The organism is Rhizobium oryziradicis, assembly GCF_001939045.1.
Classification (GTDB): domain Bacteria; phylum Pseudomonadota; class Alphaproteobacteria; order Rhizobiales; family Rhizobiaceae; genus Allorhizobium; species Allorhizobium oryziradicis.
This window is the reverse complement of the sequence record NZ_MKIM01000023.1, coordinates 38,048-52,073: the sequence shown is the minus strand read 5'-3', so window position 1 is coordinate 52,073 and position 14,026 is coordinate 38,048. Positions and strand designations below refer to the sequence as shown.

General features: G+C 55.7%; 14 protein-coding genes and 1 pseudogene. 11 read left to right on the top strand and 4 right to left on the bottom strand.

The genetic code is table 11. The annotated features are described in order from the left end of the window. Nucleotides 1-44 precede the first annotated feature (44 nt). The 7 genes from BJF95_RS05385 (at nucleotide 45) to BJF95_RS05355 (ending at nucleotide 7,919) form a co-directional block, all read left to right on the top strand. The gene (locus BJF95_RS05385) at nucleotides 45-1,658 is read left to right on the top strand and encodes a peptide ABC transporter substrate-binding protein (protein ID WP_175577202.1); all 1,614 of its coding nucleotides are present in this window, start codon (nucleotides 45-47) and stop codon (nucleotides 1,656-1,658) included. Nucleotides 1,659-1,797: 139 nt separating this feature from the next. Continuing rightward, nucleotides 1,798-2,721, top strand: a complete 924-nt coding sequence (gene oppB, locus BJF95_RS05380; protein ID WP_075638442.1) for an oligopeptide ABC transporter permease OppB — start codon at nucleotides 1,798-1,800, stop codon at nucleotides 2,719-2,721. Between the two features lie 4 nt (nucleotides 2,722-2,725). Continuing rightward, a complete protein-coding gene (locus BJF95_RS05375) occupies nucleotides 2,726-3,652 on the top strand; it encodes an ABC transporter permease subunit (protein WP_175577204.1) in 927 nt (308 codons plus the stop codon). 1 nt (nucleotide 3,653) lies between these two features. Then, nucleotides 3,654-4,622 carry an oligopeptide/dipeptide ABC transporter ATP-binding protein gene (locus BJF95_RS05370; protein ID WP_075638441.1) on the top strand — a complete coding sequence of 323 codons (969 nt, stop codon included), beginning with the start codon at nucleotides 3,654-3,656 and terminating at the stop codon, nucleotides 4,620-4,622. Next, nucleotides 4,619-5,599, top strand: coding sequence for an ABC transporter ATP-binding protein (locus BJF95_RS05365; protein ID WP_075638440.1), 981 nt, complete (start codon nucleotides 4,619-4,621; stop codon nucleotides 5,597-5,599). Before BJF95_RS05370 ends, BJF95_RS05365 begins: the two co-directional genes overlap by 4 nt. 257 nt (nucleotides 5,600-5,856) lie before the next feature. Next, nucleotides 5,857-7,338 carry a D-glycero-beta-D-manno-heptose-7-phosphate kinase gene (rfaE1, locus tag BJF95_RS05360; protein ID WP_075638439.1) on the top strand — a complete coding sequence of 494 codons (1,482 nt, stop codon included), beginning with the start codon at nucleotides 5,857-5,859 and terminating at the stop codon, nucleotides 7,336-7,338. A gap of 44 nt (nucleotides 7,339-7,382) precedes the next feature. Then, nucleotides 7,383-7,919 carry a D-sedoheptulose-7-phosphate isomerase gene (locus BJF95_RS05355; RefSeq protein ID WP_075638490.1) on the top strand — a complete coding sequence of 179 codons (537 nt, stop codon included), beginning with the start codon at nucleotides 7,383-7,385 and terminating at the stop codon, nucleotides 7,917-7,919. Between the two features lie 107 nt (nucleotides 7,920-8,026). Here BJF95_RS05355 and BJF95_RS05350 read toward each other — a convergent pair whose 3' ends face one another. Both BJF95_RS05350 and BJF95_RS05345 read right to left on the bottom strand, forming a co-directional pair. Beyond that, nucleotides 8,027-8,410, bottom strand: coding sequence for a hypothetical protein (locus BJF95_RS05350; protein ID WP_075638438.1), 384 nt, complete (start codon nucleotides 8,408-8,410; stop codon nucleotides 8,027-8,029). 115 nt (nucleotides 8,411-8,525) lie between these two features. Further along, nucleotides 8,526-9,041 (bottom strand): hypothetical protein, encoded by a 516-nt coding sequence (locus tag BJF95_RS05345; RefSeq protein WP_075638489.1) that lies wholly within the window; start codon nucleotides 9,039-9,041, stop codon nucleotides 8,526-8,528. 154 nt (nucleotides 9,042-9,195) lie between these two features. Here BJF95_RS05345 and BJF95_RS05340 point away from each other — a divergent pair, with 154 nt between their 5' ends. The 3 genes from BJF95_RS05340 (at nucleotide 9,196) to BJF95_RS05330 (ending at nucleotide 11,958) form a co-directional block, all read left to right on the top strand. Continuing rightward, nucleotides 9,196-9,864, top strand: a complete 669-nt coding sequence (locus tag BJF95_RS05340; RefSeq protein ID WP_075638437.1) for a response regulator transcription factor — start codon at nucleotides 9,196-9,198, stop codon at nucleotides 9,862-9,864. After that, on the top strand, nucleotides 9,861-11,264 hold the full coding sequence (locus BJF95_RS05335) for a sensor histidine kinase (protein WP_075638436.1): 1,404 nt from the start codon (nucleotides 9,861-9,863) through the stop codon (nucleotides 11,262-11,264). Before BJF95_RS05340 ends, BJF95_RS05335 begins: the two co-directional genes overlap by 4 nt. Before the next feature lie 130 nt (nucleotides 11,265-11,394). Then, nucleotides 11,395-11,958: a cytochrome b gene (locus BJF95_RS05330; protein ID WP_075638488.1), complete on the top strand. Its 564-nt coding sequence runs from the start codon at nucleotides 11,395-11,397 to the stop codon at nucleotides 11,956-11,958. Nucleotides 11,959-11,970: 12 nt separating this feature from the next. Here BJF95_RS05330 and hpaI read toward each other — a convergent pair whose 3' ends face one another. Both hpaI and BJF95_RS23620 read right to left on the bottom strand, forming a co-directional pair. Beyond that, nucleotides 11,971-12,777: a 4-hydroxy-2-oxoheptanedioate aldolase gene (gene hpaI, locus BJF95_RS05325; protein WP_075638487.1), complete on the bottom strand. Its 807-nt coding sequence runs from the start codon at nucleotides 12,775-12,777 to the stop codon at nucleotides 11,971-11,973. A gap of 14 nt (nucleotides 12,778-12,791) precedes the next feature. Further along, nucleotides 12,792-13,050: pseudogene (locus tag BJF95_RS23620) on the bottom strand (2-oxo-hepta-3-ene-1,7-dioic acid hydratase); the annotation flags it as partial. 112 nt (nucleotides 13,051-13,162) lie between these two features. Between BJF95_RS23620 and BJF95_RS05320 the strand changes: the two are divergent. Further along, nucleotides 13,163-14,017 (top strand): helix-turn-helix domain-containing protein, encoded by an 855-nt coding sequence (locus tag BJF95_RS05320; protein WP_075638435.1) that lies wholly within the window; start codon nucleotides 13,163-13,165, stop codon nucleotides 14,015-14,017. The last annotated feature ends 9 nt before the right edge of the window (nucleotides 14,018-14,026 follow it).

Genomic DNA, 14,026 nt, shown 5'->3' with positions numbered 1-14,026 from the left:
CTTCGTTACTTTGCGACCACTAAAATAAAAAAAGGGGAATAAAATTGAAAAAAATCCTTCTGCTCACAACATGCCTCGCCTTTTCATTGAACGGTCTTGCTTTTGCAGATACGGGCATGAAAAATGGCGAAAAACTTGCTGAAAATCAAAATTATACCTATCGCGAGCTGGATTCCTTCAAGACGCTGGATCCGCAACTCAACGCCGACACCAGCGGCTCAGATGTCATTCGCAACCTGTTTGAAACCTTGATGAATGAGGATTCGCAAGGCAATCTGGTGCCCGGCGCAGCATCGAGCTTTGATGTCTCCAGCGATAAATTGACGTACACGTTTCACCTTCGTCCCGAGGCGAAATGGTCTGACGGCACGCCTGTTACCGCAAACGATTTTGTTTACGCATGGCAACGGCTGGCCGATCCCAAGACGGCGTCCGAATATGCATCCTATCTTGAAATGATGCAGGTGGAGAACACCAAGGATATTATTGCCGGTAAAAAGCCGCCGCAGGACTTGGGTGTGAAGGCGGTGGACGACCATACATTTCAGGTCAAGCTCATAGCGCCCATCCCATATTTTGTGAAAATGACCGTGAATGCGTCCATGGCCCCGGTCAAGAAATCGGTCATCGACAAGTTTGGTGATGACTGGACCAAGCCCGGCAATCTGGTCGGCAATGGTGCCTATGTGTTGAGTGAGCATGTGCCCGGTGAAAAGCTGGTGATGAAGCGCAACCCGAACTATTGGCACAATGCCAATACCGGACTGGATATCGTCACCGCCCTGATTATCAATGATAGCAATCAGGCCATGACCCGCTATCTTGCGGGTGAGGTGGACAAAACCGACATTCCGGCTGGTCAGTATCCGCGCCTGAAAAAGGAATATCCGGATCAGGCGATTTCCACTCCAAAATCCTGCACTTATACCTATTTGTTCAACGTGTCTGAAAAAGGCCCGGCAGCGTTGAAAGACGTGCGCGTGCGTCAGGCTTTGTCCTACGCCATCAATCGCGATGTGATTGTGAACAATGTCCTGCAAGGTGGCCAAAAGCCAGCCTATAACTGGGTGCATTGGGCCACCGCTGGCTTCAAAATGCCAGACATCCCAGCCGCGCATATGAGCCAAAAGGAGCGCGACGAAAAAGCCGTCGAGTTGCTGAAAGAAGCGGGCTACAGCCCCTCACATCCGCTCAATCTGACCTTGAGCTACAATACGGATGAAGGCCACAAGAAGATTGCCATTGCTGTTGCGCAGTTTTGGAAAAAAGTCGGCGTCAACTTGACCCTCACCAATATGGAATGGAAGGTTCTGACCGATAAGTTGAACCATCAGGATTTTGACGTCGCCCGCTACGCATGGTGCGGTGATTACAACGAAGCGTCGACCTATCTGGACGTCTTTACCACCACCTCCAGCAACAATTATGTCAAATATTCCAACCCTGCCTATGACAAACTGATGAGCGAAGCCAAGAGCGCCGCCGATCCTCAACCGCTTTACACCCAGGCAGAGGAAATTCTGGCAAAAGATGCACCGCAAGCGCCGATCTATCAGTATTCTGCGGTGATGATGCTGAAGCCGGATATTCACGGCTATCCAGAAAAGAGCGTGATGGGCAATTGGTACGCCAAGGACATGTACCGCGTTGCAAAGTGATGCGGTAATGTGACGTCGTCGCGTCGGATCTTTCCGACAACCGGCTTTTCCGACGCGATCCGATGCTTTACAGCGCCGTGCGCCATATATGGCGCACAAAGGACGCTGTGTGCTGCCCCTCATGCCAAGGCGATCCAGAATGTTTTTATACATCATAAGGCGGCTGGCCATTGCCGTACCGACGCTTCTTATCCTGATTGTTGCCTCTTTCCTGCTGATGAAAGCGGCACCGGGCGGTCCCTTCACCATGGAACGGGCGGTTCCACCGGAGGTTCTGGCCAATCTCAATGCCAAATATGGGCTTGATGCGCCCCTTTGGCAGCAGTTGGTCAATTACGTCTGGGGCGTCATTGCCCATTTCGATTTCGGCCCATCCTTTGTTTACAAGGATCGCACCGTTAACGAAATCATCGCCCAAGGGTTTCCCGTCACCTTGACCTATGGTGCCATTGCCTTTGTGGTGGCCGTGCTGGTTGGCGGCGCACTCGGCATTTGCGCAGCCGTGTGGCACAATAGCTGGCTGGATTATCTGGCGGTCGGCGTGGCCATCGGCACCCATGTGTTGCCGAGCTTTGTGCTGGCCCCCATTCTGGTTCTGGTCTTCACCCTTTGGCTCGGCTGGCTGCCGGGCGGTGGCTGGGAGGGCGGGCAATGGCCTTATGTGATCATGCCGGTGATTTCGCTTTCCGTGTTGTTCATTGCCTCCATCTCAAGGCTCACCCGCTCGTCCATGCTGGAAGTGCTGAACACCAATCACATCCGCACGGCGCGGGCCAAAGGCATTCCGGCAAGAGTGGTGATTTTCCGCCATGCGCTCATTCCGGCGCTGCTTCCGGTGATTTCCTATCTAGGCCCCGCCTTTGTCAGCATGATCACCGGCTCGGTGGTGATTGATATGTATTTTTCCACCGGCGGCATTGGCAAATTTTTCGTCGATGCGGCATTGAACCGCGACTATGCCGTGATGATGGGGATCACCATTCTCGTCGGCGGCCTGACAATTCTGTTCAACCTTGTGGTCGATCTTCTCTATGCGTGGATTGATCCGAAAATCCGGTATTGATGCGATGATGGTTGAAAGAGCACAGCTGCAAAAGCTGGCAGAACACATGACGGAACAAGCCGTCAAAGGTCGCTCGCCCTGGGCCGATGCAAGACGGCGCTTCATGCGCAACAAGGCCGCCGTTGCAGGCCTGATCGGCCTCTGTCTTGTCGTCCTCTTTGCCGTTTTCGGCTCCTATCTCGCCCATTGGTCCAATGACGAACTGGATTTTTCGGTGATGGGTCAGGTCGCGGATCTGGGCGGGCCATCCTTTGAAAATGGCCATTATTTTGGCACCGACGATCTGGGACGCGATCTGTTTGCCCGCACGGTACAGGCAACCCAGGTGTCCATGTCGGTCGCCTTGATCGGCAGCTTCATCGCAGTGGTGGTTGGCACGCTCTATGGCGCGATCTCGGGCTATGCAGGCGGCATTGTCGATAGCATCATGATGCGCATGGTCGATATTCTGATGGCCATTCCTTACATGTTTGTGCTGATCCTGCTTCTGGTGATGTTTGGTCGTTCCACCACCATTTTGTTTGTCGGCATTGGGCTGATGTCCTGGTTGGATATGAGCCGCATTGTGCGCGGCCAAACGCTGAGCATCAAATCCAAGGAATATATCGAGGCGGCACAAGCCACGGGCGTATCCTCCATCAAGATCATTTTGCGGCATATCCTGCCCAATCTGATGGGGGTTGTGACCGTCTATGCCACCCTGCTGGTGCCGATCATGATCATGACCGAAAGCTTTATCAGCTTTCTCGGCCTTGGTATTCAGGAGCCGCTGACAAGCTGGGGTGCCATGATTTCCGAAGGGGCGGGCAGCATGACCCATGGCACTTTGTGGCAGCTGGCGGCACCGCTGTTTTTCTTCGTTATCACGCTGTTCTCCTTCTATTTCGTTGGAGACGGCTTGCGCGACGCGCTGGACCCGAAGGATCGTTGATATGACGCTTTTGAACATTACCGATCTCTCCGTCAGTTTCGACACGTCAGACGGTCAGGTGCAAGCCGTACACGGTTTGAATCTCACACTGAACAGGGGCGAAACACTCGGAATCGTGGGCGAAAGCGGCTCTGGCAAAAGCCAGGCGTCTTTCGCCATCATGGGCCTTCTGGCCCGCAATGGCCGGGCCAGCGGTTCGGTTCTGTTTGACGGTCAGGAAATTCTCAATGCGCCGTCTTCAATGCTCAACCCTATTCGCGGGGCGCGCATTGCCATGGTGTTTCAAGACCCGATGACGTCGCTCAACCCTTATATGCGCATCTCCGATCAGATGGCGGAGGTGCTGATCTATCAAAAGGGCATGTCCAAACGCGACGCTATAGTGGAATGCACCCGCATGCTGGACGCGGTGAAAATCCCTGATGCCAAATCTCGCATCCGGCTTTATCCGCATGAGTTTTCCGGTGGCATGCGCCAGCGGGTGATGATTGCCATGGCGCTGCTCTGTCGCCCCGATCTGTTGATTGCCGATGAGCCAACGACCGCCCTCGATGTGACCGTGCAAGCCCAGATCATGCGGCTGTTGCGCGATTTGCAGGCCGAATTTGGCATGGCGATGATTTTGGTCACCCACGATCTCGGCGTGGTAGCAGGCTCGTGCGAGCGGGTTCTGGTGCTGTATGGCGGGCGCGTCATGGAGACGGGGCCAGCGGAGGCGCTGTTTGCATCCCCATCCCATCCCTATACCCAAGGCCTGCTGCGCGCCATTCCTCGGGTAGACCGTGAAGATCAGCGGCTGCGCACCATTCCCGGCGTGCCACCCAATATGATGAACATGCCGCGTGGCTGCCCGTTTTCGCCGCGCTGTGATTATGCCATTGCCACCTGCAATGAGGCACCGCGCCCGTTGGAAAGTTTCGCGCCAGACCGCGCACGGGCTTGCACTCGTCCTGTGGAGGAACTCGTATGACCGCCCCTCTTCTCAAGGCTGAGAATCTGCATGTGTCCTTTGCACTCAAGGGTGGCGGTTTGCCGTGGCAAAAGCCGCGCACACTTCATGCCGTCAATGGCGTCAATTTCGAGCTGCGCGCTGGCGAAACGCTGGGCATTGTCGGCGAATCCGGCAGTGGAAAATCCACTCTCGCCCGCGCCATTATCCGCATGCTGGATGCCACCGGCAGCGTGATCTGGCAGGGCAACACAGATCTTCTGCGCCTCTCACCACGCGAAATGTTAAAACATCGCGCCGACATCCAGATGATCTTTCAAGACCCTCTGGCCAGCCTCAACCCGCGCATGACGGTTGGCCAGATCATCTCTGAGACGCTGATCACCCATCACCACGGCCTGTCCTCCAAGGAGATCAAGGCGCGGGTGCAGGCGGCGATGGATCAGGTCGGCCTGCTGCCCAGCCTGATCAACCGTTATCCGCACGAGTTCTCCGGCGGCCAGTGCCAGCGCATCGGCATTGCCCGCGCGCTGATTGTCGAGCCAAAGCTGATCATCTGCGATGAGCCGGTCTCGGCGCTGGATGTGTCCATTCAGGCGCAGGTGATCAACCTGTTGATGGATTTGCAGAAAAACTTGGGCCTCGCGCTGGTTTTCATTGCCCATGACCTCAGCGTGGTCAAACATATCTCTACGCGGGTGATGGTGATGTATCTGGGCCGCACGGTCGAGATTGCTGATCGGGATGCGCTCTATGCCAACCCGCAACATCCCTATACGCAGGCGCTGCTCTCGGCGATTCCCATTCCAGACCCCAAGCTGGAGCGCGAAAAAATCGTCATTCCGCTGGAGGGAGAATTGCCAAGCCCGATGGCTCCCCCTTCCGGCTGCGTCTTCCGCACGCGCTGTCCCCGCGCGCAAGCGCGCTGTGCTCAGGAGGTTCCGGTCTTGCAAGCGGCGAGACATTCGGTCGCCTGCCATTTTCCCGGTACCGCTTAGAATGAGCAACACCACGTTCCACGAGAGTGTTCTTTAGAGTTTGTCAGGGAAAAGTGGAATCCGGTTTTTCTGATCAGACAAACTCAAACAAAGGAAGCTAGAGTCTGTCTGGTTCAATTTGAACCTGACAGACTCTAGCATAAGGCCATGAGGCTCTGTGGCACGGGATTGCTCCATCATACGTGCGTGAACAAAGGCTTGCCACTGCCGCAAAATTGCGTAAACCCGATGCAGATGCACTCGTGTAAGGAAGCCCCATGTCTCCCGCGACCGCCCTCGCCACTCATGTTGCTGCTTTCAGCCAGGCCAAAGTCCTTTGCATTGGCGATGTGATGATGGATTGCTTTGTCGACGGTCAGGTATCGCGCATATCGCCCGAAAGTGCCGCTCCCGTTTTTGAATATCGCGCCGAGCGTGTGTTTCCGGGCGGAGCTGCCAATGTGGCGCGCAATATCAGCGCGTTGGGCGGTCAATGCACGCTGATTGGCGTGGTCGGCGATGACGATGCCGCCACGCGCCTGGTGGGCAGCATGGCCAGTAACACGGATATCACAACAGTCTTGCTGGTCAGTGATGACCGGCCCACGACGGTCAAAACGCGCTTCGAAGTGCGTGGCCATCACTTGCTGCGCGTTGACCGCGAAATAACGTCACCCATTGATGTTGCCAGCGAAAATGCCTGCCTTGACGCCATCCGTGAGCACATGCAAGCCCATGACATTCTGATTGTTTCAGATTATGCCAAGGGTGTCGTCACGGAGAGATTGCTTGCCGAAGCCATCAAAATTGCGCGGTCACGGAACAAGCCCGTCATCGTCGATCCCAAATCGCCTGACCTTGGTAAATATGCGGGCGCAAACCTCATAACCCCCAATGCCCATGAGACCAGACAAGCTTGCGGCATTTATCCGGACACGGACGAAAAAGCGGAAGACGCTGCCGCGTTATGTCTGAATGCCAGTCATGCCGACGCCGTGCTGATCACACGCGGCTCGCAAGGGATGACGCTGATGCTGCGGGACGGGTCAATCAGCCATATTCGCAGCGACGTGAGTGAGGTTTTTGATGTGGTTGGGGCCGGCGATACCGTGATTGCAACGCTTGGGATCGCACTTGCGGATGGCATGGCCATCACTGAGGCCGCGCATTGCGCCAATGTGGCAGCAGGTCTTGTTGTTGGCAAACGCGGCACCGCAACAGTATCACCACAAGAGCTTGTTGCGGCTCTGGAACAGCAAACCGATCACGGAGCCCGCAAGGGGCAGCCGCTTATATTGACACAGCAGGAAGCCTCGCATCATGCTCAGCACCATCGGATGCAAGGCAAGGTGGTGGGCTTTACGAATGGATGCTTCGACATTCTCCACCCGGGTCATATCTCGCTTTTGAAATTCGCCCGTGATCGGTGTGACTGGCTGATTGTTGGGCTGAACAGTGACGCCTCTGTGACCCGGCTGAAGGGTCCCACCCGCCCGATCAACACTGTCACAGACCGCTCCATTGTTCTTTCGGCCTTGGGCATGGTCGATGCCGTGGTGATCTTTGAAGAGGATACACCACAAGAGCTTATCAGGGCGATCCAGCCAGATGTGCTGATAAAAGGCGCAGATTACACGCTTGAAACCGTTGTTGGTGCAGACCTCGTGATGGCCAGGGGCGGCAAAGTGTTTCTGGCACCTCTTGTTGCGGGCAAGAATTCCACCACCACCATCGAAAGGCTTGCCCAATCCGATGTCTGAGAGGTTGCATGAAGGGTTGGGAAGATTTAGCCAGAGAGCGTTTTTTGACGACGGCTCGCAATTACACGCTGTTGGCCGAGCAATCCCCTTTGATCGTGGCTGCCGCTTTGGCCTGCTGCGATCGATTGCGAAAGGGTGGTAAAATCATCTTTTGCGGCAATGGCGGCTCAGCCGCTGATTGTCAGCATCTGGCCGCAGAGCTTGTTGGACGTTTTATCCTTGAGCGCCGCCCGCTGCCTGCCCTCGCGCTCACCACCGATTCCTCCATTCTGACCTCGATCAGCAATGATTACGGCTTTGCCGAGATTTTTGAGCGGCAGGTCAAAGCGCTTGGACGAGCGGACGATGTTCTCATCGGACTGACGACAAGCGGCCGCAGCACAAATGTTATTCGCGCCTTGAATTGCGCACGCGCTATGGGCCTGTTGACCATCGGTCTGTTCGGAGCAAAGCCCACCGACAGCGCTCTTGTTTGCGACCATGCAATTCACGTTCCGGCCGAAGAGGCGGCGCGCGTGCAGGAGATGCATATTGGCGTCGGGCATTTGTTTTGCGAAATCATCAAGCGCGAGTTGCGATAATATTGGCGCGCTGCATCATTCCTTCGATCGTTTCCGATGTGCGGAATGATGCACCGATTAAAAACGTCAGAGCGCCGTGCACCACATCAGGCGCACGGCGCGATAGCTCAGTTATGGACAGGACCGTTCAGACGATCGATCACCTGAAGCAAGATATCAGCGCATGCCTTCATTGGTTCATCGTCAGCGCATTTAATGTCTATTCTGGTCTCGCCATCCTCAACCCGGAAGTGGGCGGCCTTCGATGGTGGCGGTGGTGGTGGGGGGCGATGACCATGAGGCCCCATTGGGCCTTCAGGGCCTCTTGGCGGCGGTGGTGGTGGGGCTGCGCGATCCTGCGGATCGGCTGGGCCACCGGGCGGAGGTGGAGGCATAACCGCGTCCGCAGCCGGAGGAGCAGCAGCAGGTGCGGGTGGTGCGGGTGGCTGCTGGGCAAAGGCGGATCCGGTCAGAGCGGCAAGCGCCAGGGCAGAAATCAGATATCGTTTCATGGTGTTTCTCCTTTAAGGACATGGAGCGGGCATCACATAACGTGACAAACCGCTTTTGGTTCAACCTGGTCCCAAGACAGCCGAAGGAGACCGTCGAGGAAGACCGTTGAAAAGGCTATTCAGGGGCAGGTCTGCGCATAAAATCGCCAACCTCGCCGTGTGGTGGCGGTGGCGGAGGAGGGCCAGCCGGGCGAAGAGCTTCCGTTTTGCCGTCTTTATCCACCAGATAGCTGGCATGCACGAAGCCATCATCAAACCGGCCCTGAATGGTCACAACGTCATCCTTGGTGACAAGCTTGCCACCGTCTCCGGCCCGGCCCGTCTCAACCAGCGTCTTGCCGCTATCGTCTTGCAAAATGAATTTGTTGCCGTAAATCTCTGCAACCTTTCCCTTGATGGTGACCAGGCTGGAGGCAGGCATCGCGGCAATGGCCACCGGAGACAGGGGAGCCATTTCGGGCGCCGGGCGCATCAGCTTCATGGCTCCGGCACCGCCCACGGCACCAATGGTCAATGCAACGGCGATTGCTGGAAGAACCATCCAACGGCGACGGCGGCGCTCATGCGGTGGTGTTGGCTTTTCGCCCTTGTGCGGGTGAATATGTGTGTGGGTATCATCATCGTTTGTCATCATTCAGTCTCCGTGGTGATTGACAATCCGAACCTACGCCCTGCCAGCTATCACCTCGCTGAACCTTTTGGTTCAGATTCAGTTCAGCCGTTTCCGATAATTCTGCTTCTCCTCTTGCACCTCATCTCCTCTTGCAAATGAAAGCCATTGTTCCATGCGCATACTTCTCGTTGAAGATGATGACGATCTCAGCAGCCGGATCGCAACGGCGCTCAGAGCAGAAAATTTCGTCGTTGACATTGCCCGCAATGGAGAAGATGCGCTGCACGCAGGACTGACCGAGCTGTTTGATGTTGCCGTTCTTGATCTTGGCTTGCCAAAAATAGATGGCGTGACAGTTTTGAAGGGCTGGCGCGACAGCGAGCGCAATCTCCCGGTGCTGGTTTTGACGGCGCGCGACGGATGGCCCGATAAAGTCTCCAGCTTCAAGGCGGGTGCCGATGACTTTCTGGCAAAGCCCTTCAAGATCGAAGAACTTGTTTTGCGGCTGCGCGCCCTGGTGCGCAGATCAACGGGCCATGCCTCGTCGCGTGTCAGCTGCGGTGCGCTGGTGTTTGATGCGCAGCTGGGCACCTTTGAGCTCAACGGACTTCCCGTCAAGCTGACCGCGCTGGAATGGCGGGTGCTGTCATGCCTGATGTTGCGAAAAGAAACGGTGGTGGATCGCCGCGAGCTGAACGAGCGTGTCTATGATGGCGACGCGGAGGTGGATTCCAACTCTCTCGAAGTGATCATCGCACGATTGCGCAAGAAGCTGGGCGCGGATGCGATCGAAACTGTCCGTGGCCGGGGCTATATGCTAAGCGCAGCGGTATCGTCATGAAACCTGCTCTCTTCACCGGACCAAGGTCGATTGCCGGACGGCTGCTGATTTTTTCCGGCATTTTTGTCACGCTTGCGCTTGTGGTCGCCTCTGTTGTGCTGTGGCTGGCGCTGAAAACCGTGATCCGCGAGCAGATTGATCAGCGCCTTGATACCCAGATCAGCGCGCTGGCAGGTGCCGTGATCAAAGACGCTGGCGGCAAGCTTCACCTGTCCACGCGCATGGATACACCACCGTTTGATCGGCCAGGTTCCGGCTGGTATTGGCAGATCGATAGTGCGGGACAGCGATTGACCTCGCGCTCGCTGTTGGGCGAAAGCATCAATGCTCCTCCTTTGCGCCAAAGCTTTCTGCAGATGATGACCGCAACCCCCTCTCCCGGCGAGGGAGACGATCACGGGCGAAAACTTTATGTGCGCCAAACCACCCGCGATGTGGGTGGCATCATCATGACCATCACCGTGTCAGCGCCACAAGCCGCTTTGGCAGATCCCGCCATCCGCGCGTTGCTATGGCTGATCCCCAGCATTTTGCTGCTGGGCGCTGTGCTCATCGCTGGTACCTTGTGGCAAATCCGTTTCGGCCTGCGTCCCCTCACATCCATGGCTGGCGATATTGACGCCATCAATCGTGGCGAAAAATCGCGTTTGGCGGACATGCCGATCCGTGAGCTTGCGCCCTTGGTCTCCAAGACAAATGCGTTGATTGAAAGCAATGAAGAGAGGCTTGCCGCAACCCGCATCCAGTTTGCCAACCTTGCGCACGGATTGAAAACCCCCGTCGCCAGCCTGCTGCTGGCGCTCAATGGCACCAACGATCCAGACAGCACCTTGCGCAACCTCGTTATCCGCATCGACACCAGAATCAAACATCATCTCAGTGCGGCCCGCAAGGTCATGGTGTCGGCTGGCACGCCTGCCCGCACCGATCTGGCCCGTTGCATGCAAGACGTGAGTGGCGCTGTCAGCCTGATCCATGCGGAGAGACAGATCAGCCTGCAAACCGACATTGCCAAAGGCGCCTATCTTGCCTGCGATGAAAAAGATGTCGAGGAAATGCTTGGCAACCTGATCGACAATGCGTTCAAATGGGCGGCAACGCAGGTGTGCATCACGGCGGTGCATGAGGGGCCAACGATGCGGATCACCATTGACGACGACGGCCCCGGCATTCCGCTCGAGCGCCTTCAGGCCGTTCTACTGCCGGGCGTGCGCGAGGATGAGCGCATTCCGGGCGATGGCTTTGGTTTGAATATCGTCATGGAAATGGCCGCTCTTTACGGCGGATCGTTTGAACTCGCGCAACGCGCGCCCACGGGCCTTAGGGCAAGTCTGGTGCTGCCCGCCGCCCAAAGGCATGAAACCAAGCAGGACAACGGGCAAAAAAGCGCAGCGCGTTGATCACCGAGATCCACAAAACCTCCACGTAACATCCACACAACGACGAAGATTGACTGATATGGGAAGGATTGAAGGTTCACAGGAGAAGCTATTTTGATCGTGCTTCGCGCCACTCAAACAGGTCACCATGATGGATAAAGAAACACGAGATAGGGCGGCAAAATATCCTCTGCCTATTCGGGTCGTTCATTGGGTGCGGGCCTGTCTGGTGCTGGGATTGCTGGCCTGCGGCTGGTATATGTCCGGCCTTCCCGAAGGCGATTTATCATCTTTTTTATATATCAATCACAAAAAATTCGGCATTCTGGTGTGGCTGATCGCCGTGCTTCACCTTGGCCTGCGCTGGCAGTACAAGTCCGTTCTCCCCACCGCTCCACAGGCGTTGGCCGCATGGGAAAAATTGCTCTCCCACACCATGCATCGGCTCATCATTGCGTTGACACTGCTGGTTCCGATGATGGGCTACCTTCTGTCGAGCACATTCACCCAAAGCGATGGCATCCCATTCTTTTTCATTGCGCGACTTCCTGATTTTCTGCCAAAAAATGATGCCGCATTCGTGGTCTTCCAGGCCCTGCACAAATACAGCGCCTATCTTCTGCTGGCATGCGTTGTTCTTCACGTCGCAGGCGCGCTCAAGCACCGGTTTCAAGACAAGGGCGGAAAAACCGATGTGTTGCCGCGCATGATGTAGGACAACGAACCATCAATAGACATTGGCCCCCGCACCGCCCTTTGCGGGCTCCACCGTTTTGAAATCGGCAAGCAGCCTGCTGGTTGCCGTGGCAAACAGGGTAACATCATTGCCAATGGCAACAAAGGTCGCACCGAGATTGGCATAGCGTTTGGCCAAAGCCAGATCGCCGCTCAAAATGCCGGCGGCCTTGCCATGGGACTGGATTTGCACAAATGCCTTTTCAATTGCAGCCTGCACCTCAGGTGCGGAAGGATTGCCAAGATAGCCCATATCGGCTGCGAGATCGGCGGGGCCGATGAAAATGCCATCGACACCATCAACGGAGGCGATGTCATCAAGAGCTGCAAGCCCCGCTTTGCTTTCGATTTGAAGCAGCAGGCAAATTTCGTCATTGGCAGTTTGAAGATAATCTGGAATGCGATTGAAATTTGAGGCTCGGGCAAGAGCAGCCCCCACCCCACGCACGCCATGCGGCGGATAGCGCACCGCTTTGACCATCGCTTGCGCCAGTTCTTTGCTATCCACCATGGGAATAAGCAGGGTCTGTGCGCCAATATCGAGCATTTGCTTGATGATATAGGTCTCACCAATCGGTGGGCGAATGATGGCATGGCTGCGTGAGCCCTTCATCGCCTGCAACTGCGCCATCAACATCGGCACGTCATTGGGCGCGTGCTCTCCATCCAGCAACAGCCAATCGTAGCCCGCGTCTGCACAAATTTCCACAGCATAGGGACTGGCAAGCGCCTGCCAGAAACCGATCTGGAGACGCTTGTCTATGAGCGCCTGTTTGAAGCTGTTTTTGGGAGCTGGCATCATATCTTCTCTCGTTATTCAAAATACAGACTGACCGAACCATAAGGACCGAAATCAGCAACAATGGCATCCCCATGACGGGCTTCACTCGGGCCGATAAAGGAACCCGCAGGCACCATACTGCGCCAAGCAATTGGCACCCCAGGCGATCGCGCGTACAGGCTGGATCAAAACAGAAGCACCCAGCCCGATTTCCTCCACCTCGGCATTGCCCGAGACGATAGCACCCATCCGACACATGTCAATTTGGTCTCGACGCATCGCCAGCCCTCCACTTTCATCTCAGCTCCTCCCTTGACGCTGATCAAACCGTAGCCCTTGTCATTCCAGTCAACCATGGACAGAATGACAAAATAAATTGTACTTTTTCGGCGGATATCCTTCCATGACTGTTCCGAGCTTTTTCATTTACGGCGAACCCGACAAGCAATTGGACATCGGCTTTATGCATGTCGAGACCGTCATGGAGCGCAGACATATGCATTATGGCCGTGTCGATGCCCATAAACACGACAAAATGGCGCAAATAACACTGTGGACCTGCGGCCAGGGCAGTTATTTCATCGAAGATCAGAAATTGGATTTTATTGCGCCCGCCGCCTCCTTTATGCCCAGCGGAGTGGTGCATGGTTTTACTGTCGATGCAGATTGCTCTGATGCCATCGTGGCCTCGATTGCAGATAGTGCGCTGCCCCCCATCGCCGCTCTTTCGATGTTGAATTTTGATCAACCGGTGATGGTGCGGGGCCAGCGTGATCATCGAAACTGGCAAAATCTGCTGACGATCATGACCCGCGTGCATGAGGATTATCGACAAGGTGCTGCAACATCCCTTGCCGCCCTCATCGCCGTTGCCACCAATGATATGGCCACTCTTGCCAGCCTTGATCATGCATCAACGCAGGGCGGCAATGATCTGGCACAAGCATTTCGGCGCTTGGTAGATAGCCATTTTCGTAAAAACTGGCCCGTTGAACACTATATCTCGGCCCTTGGCACCACACCGCATTTGCTTGGAAAAGCCTGCCGTCAGGCCTATGGCGTCTCGGTGAAAATCTTCATTGATCAGCGGCGCCTTCTGGAAGCAAAACGGCTGTTGTTATTCACCGTGCGCTCGGTTGAGGATATTGCCTATGAAATCGGCTTTCACGATCCCGCATATTTCTCGCGCTTTTTCAACACACGCACCGGCCTGCCACCCGGAGAATGGCGCAATGGGCAAAAAAACCGACCGGCCTGAGACTGCCAA